Source organism: Streptomyces sp. SID5910 (genome assembly GCF_009862125.1).
Lineage (GTDB): Bacteria > Actinomycetota > Actinomycetes > Streptomycetales > Streptomycetaceae > Streptomyces.
This window is the reverse complement of record NZ_WWHX01000805.1, coordinates 1-14,855: the sequence shown is the minus strand read 5'-3', so window position 1 is coordinate 14,855 and position 14,855 is coordinate 1. Positions and strand designations below refer to the sequence as shown.

Annotated in this window: 10 protein-coding genes; 6 read left to right on the top strand and 4 right to left on the bottom strand. The window is 73.5% G+C overall.

The window, feature by feature from the left end; translation table 11 throughout:
• Both GTW67_RS28510 and GTW67_RS28505 read left to right on the top strand, forming a co-directional pair.
• Positions 1–3,381 (top strand): type I polyketide synthase (locus GTW67_RS28510; RefSeq protein ID WP_161167636.1); only part of this gene is annotated, 3,381 nt, incomplete at its 5' end.
• 57 nt (positions 3,382–3,438) lie between these two features.
• On the top strand, positions 3,439–4,089 hold the full coding sequence (locus GTW67_RS28505) for a TetR/AcrR family transcriptional regulator (protein ID WP_161167635.1): 651 nt from the start codon (positions 3,439–3,441) through the stop codon (positions 4,087–4,089).
• A 46-nt stretch (positions 4,090–4,135) separates the two neighbouring features.
• Here the strand turns inward: GTW67_RS28505 and GTW67_RS28500 are convergent, their stop codons facing one another.
• Positions 4,136–6,058, bottom strand: coding sequence for an ABC transporter ATP-binding protein (locus GTW67_RS28500; protein WP_237519071.1), 1,923 nt, complete (start codon positions 6,056–6,058; stop codon positions 4,136–4,138).
• A 108-nt stretch (positions 6,059–6,166) separates the two neighbouring features.
• Here GTW67_RS28500 and GTW67_RS28495 point away from each other — a divergent pair, with 108 nt between their 5' ends.
• From GTW67_RS28495 to GTW67_RS28480, 4 genes are all read left to right on the top strand, one after another.
• Complete coding sequence (locus tag GTW67_RS28495) at positions 6,167–7,198, top strand: lysylphosphatidylglycerol synthase domain-containing protein (RefSeq protein ID WP_161167634.1); 1,032 nt, start codon at positions 6,167–6,169, stop codon at positions 7,196–7,198.
• A gap of 557 nt (positions 7,199–7,755) precedes the next feature.
• Entirely contained in the window at positions 7,756–8,835 is a 1,080-nt protein-coding gene (locus GTW67_RS28490; protein ID WP_161167633.1) for a mechanosensitive ion channel family protein, read from the top strand.
• Positions 8,836–8,964: 129 nt separating this feature from the next.
• The gene (locus GTW67_RS28485) at positions 8,965–11,184 is read left to right on the top strand and encodes an NADP-dependent isocitrate dehydrogenase (protein ID WP_161167632.1); all 2,220 of its coding nucleotides are present in this window, start codon (positions 8,965–8,967) and stop codon (positions 11,182–11,184) included.
• 116 nt (positions 11,185–11,300) lie between these two features.
• Positions 11,301–12,098, top strand: a complete 798-nt coding sequence (locus tag GTW67_RS28480; RefSeq protein ID WP_161167631.1) for an N-formylglutamate amidohydrolase — start codon at positions 11,301–11,303, stop codon at positions 12,096–12,098.
• Between the two features lie 21 nt (positions 12,099–12,119).
• On the opposite strand, the gene GTW67_RS28475 is transcribed toward GTW67_RS28480, so the two are convergent.
• The 3 genes from GTW67_RS28475 to GTW67_RS28465 all read right to left on the bottom strand — a co-directional run bounded on the left by GTW67_RS28475 (position 12,120) and on the right by GTW67_RS28465 (position 14,693).
• Positions 12,120–12,614 (bottom strand): hypothetical protein, encoded by a 495-nt coding sequence (locus GTW67_RS28475; RefSeq protein ID WP_161167630.1) that lies wholly within the window; start codon positions 12,612–12,614, stop codon positions 12,120–12,122.
• Positions 12,607–13,188, bottom strand: a complete 582-nt coding sequence (locus GTW67_RS28470) for a sigma-70 family RNA polymerase sigma factor (protein WP_161167629.1) — start codon at positions 13,186–13,188, stop codon at positions 12,607–12,609. The genes GTW67_RS28475 and GTW67_RS28470 overlap by 8 nt, the downstream gene beginning before the upstream one ends.
• Positions 13,189–13,259: 71 nt before the next feature.
• Positions 13,260–14,693, bottom strand: coding sequence for a S8/S53 family peptidase (locus tag GTW67_RS28465; protein WP_161167628.1), 1,434 nt, complete (start codon positions 14,691–14,693; stop codon positions 13,260–13,262).
• Between the last annotated feature and the right edge of the window lie 162 nt (positions 14,694–14,855).

Genomic DNA, 14,855 nt, shown 5'->3' with positions numbered 1-14,855 from the left:
TGGTGCAAGTTCGCGGACGCGGACGCGGACGGGTTCGTGCGCAGCGAGGGGGCCGGCGCCGTCCTGCTCAAGCGGCTCGCCGACGCGGTGCGCGACGGCGACGAGGTGCTCGCCGTGATCCGGGGCAGTGCGACGGTCAACGACGGCCGGGGCGGTGAATCGATGCTCCAGCCGTCGGTCAGCGGCCAGGCGGCGATGATCCGCGCGGCCTGCCGCAGCGCCGGCGTCTCTCCCGGCGACCTGGACTACGCGGAGGCCCACGGCACCGGCACCCGGGTCGGTGACGGCATCGAATTGCGGGCCTGGGCCGAGGTGCTGGACGGACGCGGGGCGCGGCCTCCCCTGACTCTGGGCTCGGTGAAGACGAACATCGGGCACACGGAGGCCGCCGCGGGCATCGCCGGCCTGCTCAAGACCGTACTGGTGGCCCGTCACCGCCTGATCCCGGCGAGTCTGCACGTGACCCGGCCCCATCCGCTGCTCGCGGCGGGGGAAGTGCCGCTGCGCGTGGCCGACCGGCCCCTTCCGCTGGAGCCGATGGGTGCGCACCCCCTGCTGTCGGCCAGTTCCTTCGGGCTCTCCGGCACCAACGCCCAGGTCGTCATCACCGACCTCGCCACGGCTCCCCGGCCCCCGGTCACGGCCGCCGTACCGGCCGGGGCGGCCCTCCCCGCGCACGCCCTCACCGCGCGTGACGCCGCGACGGCCCCACAGGGCCGGGGCGAGCACCGGGCCACCGCGACGCAGCGCCCGGCGGAACCCTGTTCCCCGGCTCGCGAACCTGCCGCCGCGCACGGCCCCGCCCCCCGCCGGGCGCGGGAACTGCTGGTGCTCAGCGCGCGCAGCCCACGGTCACTGCGCCGGCTGGCCGCACGGTACGCCCGCCACCTCGTCGACGGCGCGGGGCGCGGGCAGGCACTGCGTGACGTCTGCTTCAGCGCGGCCCTGCACCGCGACGCCCACCCTCACCGCCTGTGGGCCGTCGCCGCCGACCACGCCGGCATGGCCCGCGTCCTGACCACCCTGGCCGAAGGCGAGGAGAGCCCCGACGGGGGCATGGCGGCCGCTCCCCGGACGGGCCGTCGTGCGGTCGCGTTCGTGTTCCCCGGCCAGGGCGGCCAGTGGGCCGGCATGGGCGCGGACCTGTGGCACCGGGAACCCGCCTTCCGCGAGACCTTGGCGGCCTGCGACGCCGCGGTGGCCGGGGAACTCGGCTGGTCGGTGGCCGACCTCGTCACCGCGGAAGGCGCCGGACTGCCGGAGACCGTCGGCCTGGTCCAGCCCGCCCTGTGGGCCATGGAGGTCTCCCTGGCCGCGCTGCTGCGGGCCCGGGGTGTCGAGCCCGACGTCTGTCTGGGGCACAGCATGGGCGAGGTGGCCGCCGCGCACGCCGCGGGAGCCCTGACCCTCCCGGACGCCGCGGCCGTCATCTGCCGTCGCAGCGCGCTCATGGAGCGCGCGGCCGGGCACGGCGGCATGCTGGCCGTCGGCCTGCCGGAGCGGGAGGCGGCCGACGCCGTCGCGGACCTGCCGGTCTGCGTGGCAGCCGTCAACTCCCCGTCCGACACGGTGCTCGCCGGCCCTCACGAGGCGCTGCGGCAGGTGTCCGACCGGCTGGAGACGCGGGACGTCTTCTGCCGCGCCGTTCCCGTGGACGTCCCGTCCCACTCCCCCGCCATGGAACCGCTCGGCTCCGAACTGGCGCGCCGCCTGACCGGCATCACGCCCCGGCCGGCCACGACCGAGATGTTCTCGACGGTGCGTCGCGCCCCGGTGGCGGGCACGGATCTCGACGGCGCCTACTGGGCGGACAACCTGCGCCGGCCCGTGCGGTTCCTGGACGGCGTCCGGGCCCTCGGCGAGCGCGGAGAGACGGTGTTCGTGGAGGTGAGTCCCCATCCGGTGCTGCACCAGGCGCTGCGGCGCACCCAGCGGGCGGCGGACACCGAACAGACCGTCGTGCCGGTGATGACGCGCCGTCAGCCGGTGGAGCACCTGGTGGCCCGCGCGGCCGGACGCGTCTTCGCCTTCGGCGGCCGGGTGGACTGGCGGCGCTGGTACGCCGACGGCGGCAGCCGGGTCCCCCTGCCCGCCTACGCCTGGGACGCGGAGGAGTTCCGCCCGCCGGTGACCGCTCCCCGGGCCGCCTCCGAGCGGGGCGGCCCGCGACGCCACCGCAGCCGTGACGTCCCGCTGGCCGCACTCGGCGTGGAGCGGGTGGGCGCTGGCGTCCACTGGGGTGCTCCCGCACCGCTGCCCCCGACGTTCGCCTTGAGCGCCGCCGCGCGGGCCGCGGGTGACGCCCCCGGCCGGACGGCGAACGGGTGGACAACCCTGGAGGACGTCCGGCTGTGCGCACCGCCGCCCCCGCTGGCCGCCGTCGCGGACGCGGCTCTGCGCGTCGGACTGGAGGAGGCACCCGACGCCCGCGAACCGGCGTTCCGGGTCACCGTGGCGCCCGACGACCGGCTCCCTTTCCTTCCACGGGCCGTGGAGGACGGGACGGCGGCGGGGGCCGGCCCGGACGCCGACGCCTTCGTGACCGGTCGCGTCACCGCAGGCTCCAGCCCGGGCGACGACGTCCCGCCGCTCGACCGGGTGCTGGACGGACTGGCGCGGTACTGCCCCGAACACCTCACCGGGGAGGCCTTCTACGACCGGACGGCCCGCCTGGGGTGCCAGGTCGACGTCCTCCTGCGGCTGGTGGAACGCCTGTGGCTGGGGCCCGACCAGGCCATCGCCCAGCTGCGGTTGCCGCACGGGCCGGACGCCTCGGGCCTGGAGGCCGCCTTGCTGACGGTGCTCGCCGTGTGCCCCGAGGACCGGTCGGAGCGCTTCCTGCCGACCGGCTTCGACCGCGTACGGCTGCGGTCGTGCGACGGGGGACCCGCCTGGGTCTCGGTACGGCGGCACGCGGGCGCGGCCGGCGACGACGCCGCCGAGGCGCGCTGCGACCTGCATCTGTACGGCGGCGACGGAGAACCGTGGGCGGCCTTCGCGGGCATCAGGCTGCGGCGCGCGGTCCACGCCGGAGAAGCCTCGCATCCGACGCCGTCGCGGCCGCAGGCATCCGGGAGCCGGCCGGCGGAGGACACCGCGGACACGGTCCAGCGGCTGGTCGCCCTGGTGCTCGGCACGACCGTTGACCGCCTCGACAACCGGTGCTCGCTGCGCGACCTGGGTATGGACTCCCTGCTCGCCGGCGAACTGGCCACGCGGCTGGCCCGCGCCCTGGGCCGGCCGGTCCGTCCCCGCCGCCTCCTGACGGAGCGCGCCCTCTCCGGGCTCGCCGAGGAGCTGTCCCGGGAGGTGGGCGACCCGCCCGAGCGGGCGGCGTCGGCCGGCGCCGAAGTAGCCGAAAGGGGTCTTGTTGATCTATGACTGCGGGTCAAAAATAGACTCTAGTCCGCATACGGCCGTCGAGAAGCAGGTGAGCCCATGTCCGCCACCCAGTCAGCCCGGCCCCTGGGGCGCCGAGAACGCAGTAAGCAGCGGGTCAGGGATGCCATCTACTCCGCCGCGCTCGCGTTGTTCGCCGAACAGGGCTACGACCGCACCACCATCGACCAGATCACCGAACACGCCGACGTCGCTCGCGGCACCTTCTTCAACTATTTCCAGCGCAAGGAAGATCTGGTGACGGCCTGGGCCGAGGACCGCGCCGTACGACTGGAGGCCTGCATGGAGGAGTCACTGCACTCCGAGGACGACGTCACCGTGCACCTGACCCGGTGCGTCACCGCCCTCGCGGAGTTCAACGAGGCCGAACTCGCCTACGCTCCGGCCATGGTGGAGGCGTGGGTGAAGGCGGGCCGGCCGCTGACCGAGGAGCCGTACACCGGCCGGATCTTCGCACGCATCATCGAGGAGGGCCGCCGGCAGGGTCAGATCTCCACCGACGTCGACCCGCTGCGCGTGGGCAACCTGCTCCGCGATTCGTACCTGGGTGTGCTCTACCGCTGGTCCCGGGATCCCGCGGCGGCGGCTCCCCTGCACACCGAACTGCGCGAGCTGCTGCGGATCGTCCTGGACGGCGTACTGGCGCACCCCCGCGTCGCTCCCTCCCGTGCCGGAGGGGGCGACAGGTGACAGCGGCGGTACGCCCGGCCGGGCGTACCGCCGGGACCTGCGTACCTCAGCGCCCTGACGGCGCCGGCTCGGCGTGCCGCGGCCGGGTGTCCGCGTCCTGTGCGGGTCCGGGCCCGGCGAACTGCGTGCGGTACAGCTCGGCGTAGCGGCCGTCCGTCGCGAGGAGTTCGTCGTGGGTACCGCGTTCCACGATGCGGCCCGCCTCCACCACCAGGATCTGGTCGGCTGCCCGGACCGTGGACAGGCGGTGGGCGATCACGATGGCCGTCCTGCCCTCCAGGGCCTCCGTGAGGGCTTCCTGGACGGCCGCCTCGGAGGTGTTGTCGAGGTGGGCGGTGGCCTCGTCGAGGATCACGACGCGCTGGCGGGCCAGCAGCAGCCGGGCGATGGTCATGCGCTGGCGTTCGCCGCCGGAGAGGCGGTAGCCGCGCTCGCCGACCACGGTGTCCAGGCCGTCTGGCAGGGACCGTACGAGGTCGTCCAGGCGGGCGCGGCGCAGCGCGTCCCACAGTTCGGTGTCGTCGGCCTCGGGGCGGGCCAGCAGCAGGTTGGCGCGGACGGTGTCGTGGAAGAGGTGGCCGTCCTGGGTGACCATGCCGAGGGTGTCGCGCAGTGACCGGGCGGTCAGGTCGCGGACGTCGACGCCGCCGATGCGTACGGCGCCCGCGTCGGTGTCGTACAGGCGTGGCAGCAGCTGCGCGATGGTGGACTTGCCGGCGCCGGAGGAACCGACGAGCGCGACGGTCTGGCCGGGTTCGGCGCGGAAGGACAGGCCGTGCAGGACCTCGTCGCCGCCGCGGGTGTCCAGGGAGGCGACCTCTTCGAGGGAGGCGAGGGAGACCTTGTCGGCGGACGGGTAGCCGAAGCGGACGTCGTCGAACTCGACGGCGACGGGGCCCTCCGGGACGGGGCGGGCGCCGGGCTTCTCGGCGATGAGCGGGGTCAGGTCCAGGACCTCGAAGACGCGCTCGAAGCTGACGAGGGCGCTCATCACCTCGACGCGGGCCCCGGCGAGCGCGGTGAGCGGCGCGTACAGGCGGGTGAGCAGCAGGGCCAGGGCGACGACGGCGCCCGGTTCCAGGGTGCCGCGCAGGGCGAAGAAGCCGCCGAGTCCGTAGACGACGGCCAGGGCCAGAGCGGAGACCAGGGTGAGCGCGGTGATGAACGCGGCCTGGGCGGTGGCGGTGCGCACCCCGATGTCCGCGACGCGGCGGGCGCGGGCGGCGAACTCCGCCGACTCCTCCTCCGGGCGGCCGAACAGCTTGATCAGCGTGGCGCCGGGAGCGGAGAAGCGCTCGGTCATCCGGGTGCCCATCGCGGCGTTGAGGGTGGCGGCCTCGCGCTGCATGCGGGCCATGCGACGGCCCATGCGGCGGGCGGGGAGCACGAACACCGGCAGCAGCACCAGCGCGATGAGGGTGATCTGCCAGGACAGGGTGAGCATGACGGCGAGGGTCAGCAGCAGGGTCACCAGGTTGCTGACGACGCCGGACAGGGTGTTGCTGAAGGCGCGCTGGGCGCCGATGACGTCGTTGTTGAGACGGGAGACGAGCGCGCCCGTACGAGTGCGTGTGAAGAACGCGACCGGCATGCGCTGCACATGATCGAACACAGCCGTCCGCAGATCGAGGATGAGTCCCTCCCCGAGCGTCGCCGACAGCCTGCGGGAGAGGATGCCGAGCGCCGCCTCCGCGACCGCGATCACCGCGATCAGCAGGGCCAGGCGGACGACCGTGCCCTCGTCGCCGCCGGTCACGATGGCGTTCACGACCTTGCCGGCCAGTACGGGGGTGGCGACGGCGAGGAGCGCGGTCGCCACCCCGAGCAGCACGAACCAGGTGATACGGCGGCGGTGCGGGCGGGCGAAGGCCCCGATGCGGCGCAGGGTGGCGCGGGCGAGGGGGCGGCGTTCCTGCTCGGCGTTCATCACGCTGTGCAGCTGGGTCCAGGCGGTGGTCTCCATGCTCATGCCGGGGACGGTATGACCTCAAGCTTCCTTGAGGTCAAGGACGGCGTGCCGGTGATCCGTAAGACCGCGTCCGCGCGTCGGTCATCCGTAGTTGGCGCGGCTCGGGGAATGTCTTGTGGTGTGACAGCGGTACGTCTGCCCGAGACTCCCGAAACACTCCTTCCCGGCCGTGTCGTGCCCGGCCGGGACGGTCGTGCCCGCCCGAACGGCCGCGCCCGGCTGGTGCGGCGGTTCGTCTGTGTCCTTCCGCTGCTGCTGGTCACCGTGGTGGCGGTGCGGCACCGGTCGGTGCTCGCCGAGGGCTTCGCCCGGCTCGCCGACGCCGACGGGCCCTGGCTGCTGGCGGCGGCCGGCGTGACGTGTCTGACCTGGGTGGCCGCCGCCTGCACCCGGCAGGGTGCGGTGGTGGAGCGGCTGCCGTCGGGGCGGCTGCTCGCCACCCAGTTCGCGGCGGGCGCGGCCAACCATCTGCTGCCGACGGGGCTGGGCGCGAGCGCGGTCAACCTGCGGTTCATGACGGTGTGCGGGCTGCCGCTGGCCCGTTCGTCCGCCGCGCTCGCCCTGTATCTGCTGGCGGAGAGCGCCGGGCGGCTGGCCCTGCTGGGCGGGCTGCTGCTCGCGTTCCCCGGCGCGCTGCGGCTGGGCACGCTGCTGCCGGAGGGTGCCGTCGGCCCGCTGCTGGTCGCGGCGGGGACGGTGCCGGTGGTGGCGGCGGGTGCGCTGCTGCTGGTGCGGCGGCTGCGGACGGCCGTGGCCTCCTTCCTGCGGACGGCACTCGGCGAGGCCCGGTCGGTGCACGCCCGCCCGGCGCGGGCGCTCGCGCTGTGGGGCGGGGCGCTGGCCTTCCCCGCCTTGCAGGCGACCGCGCTGGTCCTGGTCGGCAGGTCGCTGGGGCTCGGTGTGCCGCCGGGACACATGGCGGTGGCGTACCTGGCGGCGACGGTCGCGGTCGCGCTGGTGCCCACGCCGGGCGGCATCGGCTCGGTGGAGGCGGCCTTGGTCGTGGCGCTGGTGGCGGCGGGCGGCCCGGCAGCCGCGGCCACGGCGGTGGCCCTCGCCTTCCGCGCCGTCACGGTATGGCTACCGCTACTGCCGGGGGCGCTGACCCTGGCGGTACTGGTACGGACGAAGGTGCTCTGAGGAACGGGGCCCTCATGCCGGGGCAGTGGCCGACGGGAGGGGGACGGCGGCGGCTTGTTCGCGCCGTCGGCGGGGTGGGCGGGGCATACGCGACGGCCGTGGGCTGGGCGAGCGGCCGGGCGTGGACCCGACTGACGAGCGAGCGGGCGGGCTGCGCTCGCGGTCATTGCCGCCGCGCGCTCATCGCCCTCGCCCGCGGGGCCCGGGCTCGACCGAACGCGCGAGCGGGCAGTGCCGCCCCCGCGGTCCGGGGACGTCGGCCGGCATCGTCGCCCGCGGCCGGGGGGCGGGCGGTCCTGAGCCGACATACGCGGTGCAGGGGCACCAAGCGGGCCGAGGCGTCGGGTGTGATGGCGGGCCCGCCCTGCGCGACGCCGCTGCCCCCGTCGGTGCGAACGTCCGCGTGGGATGCGGCAGGATGAGCCCGCGCCGGTCGAACTCCCTTGCGGGCCGGTGCGATCGCACTTCAGAGAATCGAGCAGGTGACAGGTGACGAGTAAGCACATCCGCCCGTCGGCCGGCGGTTTCGCCGCTGCCGTGGCCCTCCGAGGTGACCGATGACGGACGACCTCACCATGGACCACCTGGTGCCCGCCGGCATCGCCCTGGCCGCGGGCCTGCTGGGGGCGTTCCTGCTGCGCATGCTGCTGCGCTGGCTGGGGCGGCACGCCGAGCGCACCCGGTGGAGCGGCGACGACGTCATCGTGGACGCGCTGCGCACGGTGGTGCCGTGGGCGGCGGTCTCGGGCGGCGTCGCGGGCGCGGCGGCGGCGCTGCCGCTGACCCGGACGGTGCAGCACAACGTCAACCAGGTGCTGACGGTCCTGCTGATCTTCGTCGTGACGGTGTCCGCGGCCCGGGTGATCGCCGGCCTGGTGCGTACGGTGACGACGTCCCGTTCCGGCGTGGCCGGGTCGGCGACGATCTTCGTCAACATCACCCGGGTCCTGGTGCTGGCCATCGGCTTCCTGGTGGTGCTCCAGACCCTCGGCATCTCCATCGCGCCCATGCTCACCGCCCTCGGCGTGGGCGGTCTGGCGGTCGCCCTGGCGCTCCAGGACACGCTCGCCAACCTGTTCGCGGGCATCCACATCCTCGCCTCGAAGACCGTCCAGCCGGGTGACTACATCCGGCTCAGCAGCGGCGAGGAGGGCTACGTCGAGGACATCAACTGGCGGCAGACCACCGTCCGGGCGCTCTCCAACAACCTGGTCGTGATCCCCAACGGCCAGCTCGCCAAGACGAACATGACCAACTTCATGCGCCCTGATCAGCAGCTGACCATCCTGGTGCAGGCCGGCGTCGCCTACGACAGTGATCTGGAGCACGTGGAGCGGGTCACGATCGAGGTCGTCGCCGAGGTGATGACCGAGATCACCGGCGCCGTCCCCGAGCACGAGCCCGCCGTGCGCTTCCACACCTTCGGCGACTCGCGCATCGGCTTCACCGTGATCCTGGGCGTCGGCGAGTTCAGCGACCAGTACCGGATCAAGCACGAGTTCATCAAGCGCCTGCACCGGCGCTACCGCGAGGAGGGCATCCGCATCCCGTCGCCCGCCCGGACGGTCGCGCTCCAGCAGGGCACCGTGGTGATCCCGCAGCAGCGGACGGGCGAGGACACGGTGCCGTCCCTCTGACCGATCACCCGCTCGGCCGGGGCCGCGCGGCCGGATGGCCAAAATCTCCGCGCGACCCCTGTCGAGCCGAGGTCGATCAGGAGATATCTTGATGTCGAGCAATGTTGCAGACGTGGAGCGGAGCACCCGGTGACTGACTCGACCATCATCTATACACACACTGACGAGGCCCCGGCCCTGGCGACGTACTCGTTCCTGCCGGTGATCCGGGCGTACGCCTCGCAGGCGGGCGTCTCCGTGGAGACCCGGGACATCTCGCTGGCCGGCCGCATCATCGCCCTGTTCCCGGAGTACCTCTCCGAGGACCAGCGCATCCCGGACGCCCTCGCCGAGCTCGGCGAGCTGGCCAAGACGCCCGCGGCCAACATCATCAAGCTGCCGAACATCTCGGCGTCCATCCCGCAGCTCAAGGCCGCCGTCGCCGAGCTTCAGGGCCAGGGCTACGCGCTGCCGGCGTACCCGGACGACCCGAAGACCGACGAGGAGCGCGACATCCGCGCCCGCTACGACAAGGTCAAGGGCTCCGCGGTCAACCCGGTCCTGCGCGAGGGCAACTCCGACCGCCGCGCCCCGGCCTCGGTGAAGAACTACGCCAAGACCCACCCGCACCGCATGGGCGCCTGGACCCCCGAGTCCAAGACCAACGTCGCGACCATGGGCGAGAACGACTTCCGCTCCACCGAGAAGTCCGCGGTGATCGCCGAGGACGGCACCCTGCGGATCGAGCTGGTCGGCGACGACGGCACCACCACGGTGCTGCGCGAGTCCGTACCGGTGAAGAAGGACGAGGTCGTCGACGCCTCCGTGCTGCGCGTCGCCGCGCTGCGCGAGTTCCTGACCGCGCAGGTCGCCCGCGCCAAGTCCGAGGGCATCCTGTACTCGGTGCACCTGAAGGCCACGATGATGAAGGTCTCCGACCCGATCATCTTCGGCCACGTCGTGCGCGCCTTCTTCCCGAAGACGTTCGCGCAGTACGGCGACGTGCTCGCCAAGGCCGGCCTCACCCCGAACGACGGCCTGGGCGGCATCTACAAGGGCCTGGAGTCCCTGCCCGAGGGCGCCGAGATCAAGGCGTCCTTCGACGCCGAGCTCGCCGAGGGCCCGGAGCTGGCGATGGTCGACTCCGACAAGGGCATCACCAACCTGCACGTGCCCTCGGACGTCATCATCGACGCGTCGATGCCCGCCATGATCCGCACCTCCGGTCACATGTGGGGCGCGGACGGCGGCGAGCACGACGCCCTCGCCGTGATCCCGGACTCCTCCTACGCCGGCGTGTACCAGGCCGTCATCGAGGACTGCCGCGCCAACGGCGCCTACGACCCGTCGACGATGGGCTCCGTGCCGAACGTCGGCCTCATGGCGCAGAAGGCCGAGGAGTACGGCAGCCACGACAAGACCTTCGAGATCCCGACCACGGGCACGGTCCGCCTGGTCGACGCCGACGGCAACGCCGTCCTGGAGCAGACGGTCTCCGCGGGCGACATCTTCCGCGCCTGCCAGACCAAGGACGCGCCGATCCGCGACTGGGTGAAGCTGGCCGTCACCCGTGCCCGCGCCACCGGCGACCCGGCCGTCTTCTGGCTGGACGAGGGCCGCGCGCACGACGCCAACCTGATCGCCAAGGTCAAGGCGTACCTTCAGGAGCACGACACCGAGGGCCTGGACATCCGGATCCTCAACCCGGTCGAGGCGACGAAGCTGTCCGTGGAGCGCATCCGCCGCGGCGAGAACACCATCTCCGTCACCGGCAACGTGCTGCGCGACTACCTGACCGACCTGTTCCCGATCCTGGAGCTGGGCACCAGCGCCAAGATGCTGTCGGTCGTCCCGCTGATGGCGGGCGGCGGCCTGTTCGAGACGGGCGCCGGCGGCTCCGCGCCGAAGCACGTCCAGCAGCTGGTCAAGGAGAACTACCTGCGCTGGGACTCCCTCGGCGAGTTCTTCGCCCTGGTGCCGTCCCTGGAGCAGTACGCCGCGGCCACCGGCAACGGCAGCGCCAAGGTCCTCGCCGACACCCTCGACCGCGCCACGGCGACCTTCCTCAACGAGGACAAGTCCCCGACCCGTCGCGTCGGCGGCATCGACAACCGCGGCAGCCACTTCTACCTGTCCCTGTACTGGGCGCAGGAGCTGGCCAAGCAGACCGACGACGCGGACCTGGCCAAGGCCTTCGCCCCGCTCGCCGAGACGCTGGCCGCCAACGAGCAGAAGATCGTGGACGAGCTGAACGCCGTGCAGGGCAAGGCAGCCGAGATCGGCGGCTACTACCAGCCCGACCCGGCCAAGGCCGCCGCGGTCATGCGCCCGTCGGCCACCTGGAACGAGGCGCTGGCGTCCCTCGCGTAGTCCTCACCGGACCCGAGCGCGGTCCTACGGCACCCCGTCCCCGCCCCGGCGGAGGCGGGGTGCCGTCTCTTCCGCACCCAGCCCCACCCCATCGATCACGCCCCGGGAGCGGCCCCGTGACCGACGCCCCACCCGCCTTCGCGCTGCTGCCCGGCGCCGCCCACTCCCCCGTGATCCTGCACGTGCCGCACTCCTCGCGGGAGATACCGGCCGACGTCCGCCCCGGCATCGTCCTCGACGACGCGGCGCTGGAACGGGAGCTGGACCACATCACCGACGCGCACACGGCCGAGATCGCCGAGGCCGCCGCCCGGCTGGCCGGCGTCACGCCCTGGCGGTTCGTGAACCGGGCGTCGCGGCTGGTCGTAGACCCGGAGCGGTTCCCGGACGAGCGGGAGGAGATGACGGCCGTCGGCATGGGAGCCGTGTACACGCGGACCACGCACCGCGAGGTGCTGCGCGCCGACGGCACCGACCCGGAGCCGCTCCTTGAGCGGTACTTCCGGCCGTACGCGCGCGCCATGACCGAGGCGGTCGCCGGCCGGCTCGCCGCCACCGGACGGGCCGTCATCGTCGACGTGCACTCGTACCCCACCGAGCCGCTCCCCTACGAGCTGCACGGCGAGGGCCCGCGCCCGCCGGTCTGCCTGGGCACCGACGGCTTCCACACGCCGCCCGGGCTGCTCGCCGCCGCGCGGGACGCGTTCGCGCCGTGCGGGGAGACCGGACTGGACAGCCCGTTCGGCGGGACGTACGTGCCGCTGGACTTCTACGGAAAGCGGCGCGAGGTCGGCGCGCTGATGGTGGAGATCCGCCGGGACACCTACATGACCGAGCCCGGCGGCCCGGCCGGGCCCGGTCTGTCCCGGCTCGCGGCCTCGCTGGCGGCACTCGTCGACGCCGTGTCGGGCTGACCGGCCGGCCGTGCGCCGGTGTCAGGCGCGCAGCCACTCCGTGACGACCACCTCGCCGCCGGTCCGCAGGCGCAGGGCGAACGGGCCGGTGGGCGGGGCGTCGCCGGTGAAGCGGCCCATGTCGTCGGCCGTGAGCCGCGCGTGGGCCAGCGGGCCGGTGAGCACCTCGATGCGGGCCGGTCCCGGCGGCAGCACCTGTCCGAACAGTCCCTCGGCGGTCACCTCCACATCGACGATCATGTCGTCCACGCGGAAGGTCAGCATCCGCGGCGGGTCCGGCTCCCCGCGCACCGGGACGGCGTCCGTCAGCGAGTCGAAGGTCAGCTCGGCGACGCGCGCCTCCAGGTCGTGCAGCGCGTAGGCGTCGACGGCGATCCGCCGCAGCTCGGCCGGGACCGGGTCCAGGATCGCGGCGGCCTGCCGCAGCTCCTCCTCCAGCAGCCCGGTCTCCAGCTCCCCGTCGGTGAAGGTCTCCTCGGGACACTCGTCCCCGAAGTCGTCGTGCGTGTCACTCATATCGTCCCCCGTGTGCCTCCAGCCGGGCCCGCAGCCGGCGCAGACAGCGCTGGCGCATCGGCCCGATGCTGCCCACCGCGATTCCCAGCGCGGCGGACACCTCCTGATAACTGGGCGGTGGCGAGGAGATCAGCACCCTCAGCAACTGGCGGCAGCGTTCCCCCAGTTCCTCAAACTCCTGCCACAGCCGCCGCACGCGCTCGGTCTGCGCGGCGGCGTCCTCGGAGTCGAGCACCGACTCCTCCGGCGTACGGTCCTCGCTCGGCCGGTCGAGCAGCTGCGGGTCGTCGGTCGGCGTCCAGCGCTTCGACGCCTTGAGCAGCTTCAGGCACTCGTGGCGTGCCGTGCTCGCCAGCCACGAGCCGGTCTTCTCCGGTTCGCGGATCCGCCCCAGGTACTGGGCGAAGCGGAACCAGGCGGTCTGGTACACCTCGTGCGCGTCGGCGTCGGACAGGCCGTGCGCCCGTACGACCGACCACACCAGCGGGCCCAGCCCGTCCACCAGTGACTTCCAGGCCGCCGCGTCCCCGTCGGCGGCCGACCGGACGAGCGCCCCGACATCTGCACGGTCCACGGCCCCACCCCTCGTGTACGACTCGTCATCGTACGCCGCACAGGGGGCGGGTCCGCCCGGCATGGCGCCGCTCACTCCCCCGTGGCCGGCGGTGCGACGGAGCCCGGGCTCCAGGTGGGCGGCAGCAGCGCCGGTACGTGCGCGCCGCGTACCTCGGCGAACTCGGTGTTGGCCGCGAGCAGTTGCCTGCGGGCGGCGCGCGGGTCGGTCTCCTTGTGGGCCGTCATGTGCGAGGCGATCAGGCCGGCGGCCACGGGGGTCGCGAAGGAGGTGCCGCTCCACTGCGCGTGCCCTTCGAACATCACCTGGTCCGGCTTGGCCGGCGCCTCGCCCGGTTCGCTGAGCACCCCGTTGTGCCGGGGGTACTGGCAGGTGCAGGCGTAGCCGAAGCCGAACCGGCAGGCGTCGTAGGTGGAGTGCTGGTAGACGTACGGCACGGGTGTGCCGAAGCCGGTGAGGGCGCTGGTGAGGCGCTCGCCGGGGGCGTAGGCCTTGACCCAGGCGCCGTGGTTGCTGAAGCAGGCGCCGAACTCGCCGTCGGCGCGCAGCGCGCCGACCGACAGGACGGCGTGCTCCCAGCCGGGCAGGTCGGCGTAGGCGGCGGGCCAGAACGGGGTGGCGCTGGCGTTGTTGCCGGCGGCGGCGACCAGCAGGGTGCGCCGGTCGCGCAGTTCCTCCATGAAGGCCTGGAGGCCGAGCAGGCCGTCGGTGCGGCCGTTGGAGGTGCCGGCGGAGAGGCTGAGGATGTCGGGCCAGCCGCCCCGGTCGACGGCCTCGAAGAGCTTCTCGCCGAACTCGGACTCCAGGATCGCACCGGCGTCGTTGAGGGTGCCGCGCACGGTCACGTCGGTGTTGGGGGCGACGGCGGCGACGAGTCCGGCGATGAACGTGCCGTGGCCGACGTACTGGCACAGGACGCCGTCGTCACCGCACTCCTTGGTCTGTGCGTCGCCGTCGGTGTGGACCAGCAGCGGGTAGGAGCGGTAGTCGTTCATGAGGCCGGTGTCGACGACCAGGACACCGACGGCGGTCCCGGCGTCGTACGGCGTCCCGGCGGCGGCCGGGTTGGGCGGCTCGGTGATCGGGACGGGGACGGGTTCGTCGCCGGGGCAGGCGTTGACGGCGATGGAGACGACGTGGTTGCGGCTGATCAGCCGGCGGCCGGCGCGGCCCTCCGTCGTCCTGAGCGAGCGCAGGGCGTGGGCCACGAGGGGGTCGCCGTCACGGACGCCCTCGCCGGGGTCGCCGACCCGGATGCGGGTGATGCCGGTGCGGTTGGTCTCGGGGCTCGCCCGGCGCACGTGGTCCGGGGTGAGGCCGGACAGCGCGGTGAAGTGCTCGCGCACGGTGTCCTCGACCAGGCGGGCCTCCTCGCCGTCGCGGGCGAGGACGACGCCCTTCTCGTAGAAGAACTCGGCGGAGTCGTCCGGGCCCATCGCCAGCGGGACGCCGGGCATCGAGCGCTGGATCTGGTCGAACTGCTCGCGGAAACGCTGTGGTGCCATGCGGGTCCTCCACTGAGGCGGCTGTCGTGGCGACGGCTCCGGCGGTCGGGCGCGGCCGCCGGTGGTCGTCAATCAGAGTCCGGGGGTGGCTGATTGATACAGACTCGAACCTGTGGGGCGCGGTTGCGGACCACTACCATCCGTGGGGTGACAGCGGGAAAA

Excerpts from the sequence above, each read along its gene's own strand:
- GTW67_RS28490 (WP_161167633.1), top strand. The coding sequence starts at position 7,756 with ATGACGGACGACCTCACCATGGACCACCTGGTGCCCGCCGGCATCGCC.
- GTW67_RS28465 (WP_161167628.1), bottom strand. The coding sequence starts at position 14,693 with ATGGCACCACAGCGTTTCCGCGAGCAGTTCGACCAGATCCAGCGCTCG.
- GTW67_RS28500 (WP_237519071.1), bottom strand. The coding sequence starts at position 6,058 with ATGAGCATGGAGACCACCGCCTGGACCCAGCTGCACAGCGTGATGAAC.
- GTW67_RS28495 (WP_161167634.1), top strand. The coding sequence starts at position 6,167 with ATGTCTTGTGGTGTGACAGCGGTACGTCTGCCCGAGACTCCCGAAACA.
- GTW67_RS28505 (WP_161167635.1), top strand. The coding sequence starts at position 3,439 with ATGTCCGCCACCCAGTCAGCCCGGCCCCTGGGGCGCCGAGAACGCAGT.
- GTW67_RS28475 (WP_161167630.1), bottom strand. The coding sequence starts at position 12,614 with ATGAGTGACACGCACGACGACTTCGGGGACGAGTGTCCCGAGGAGACC.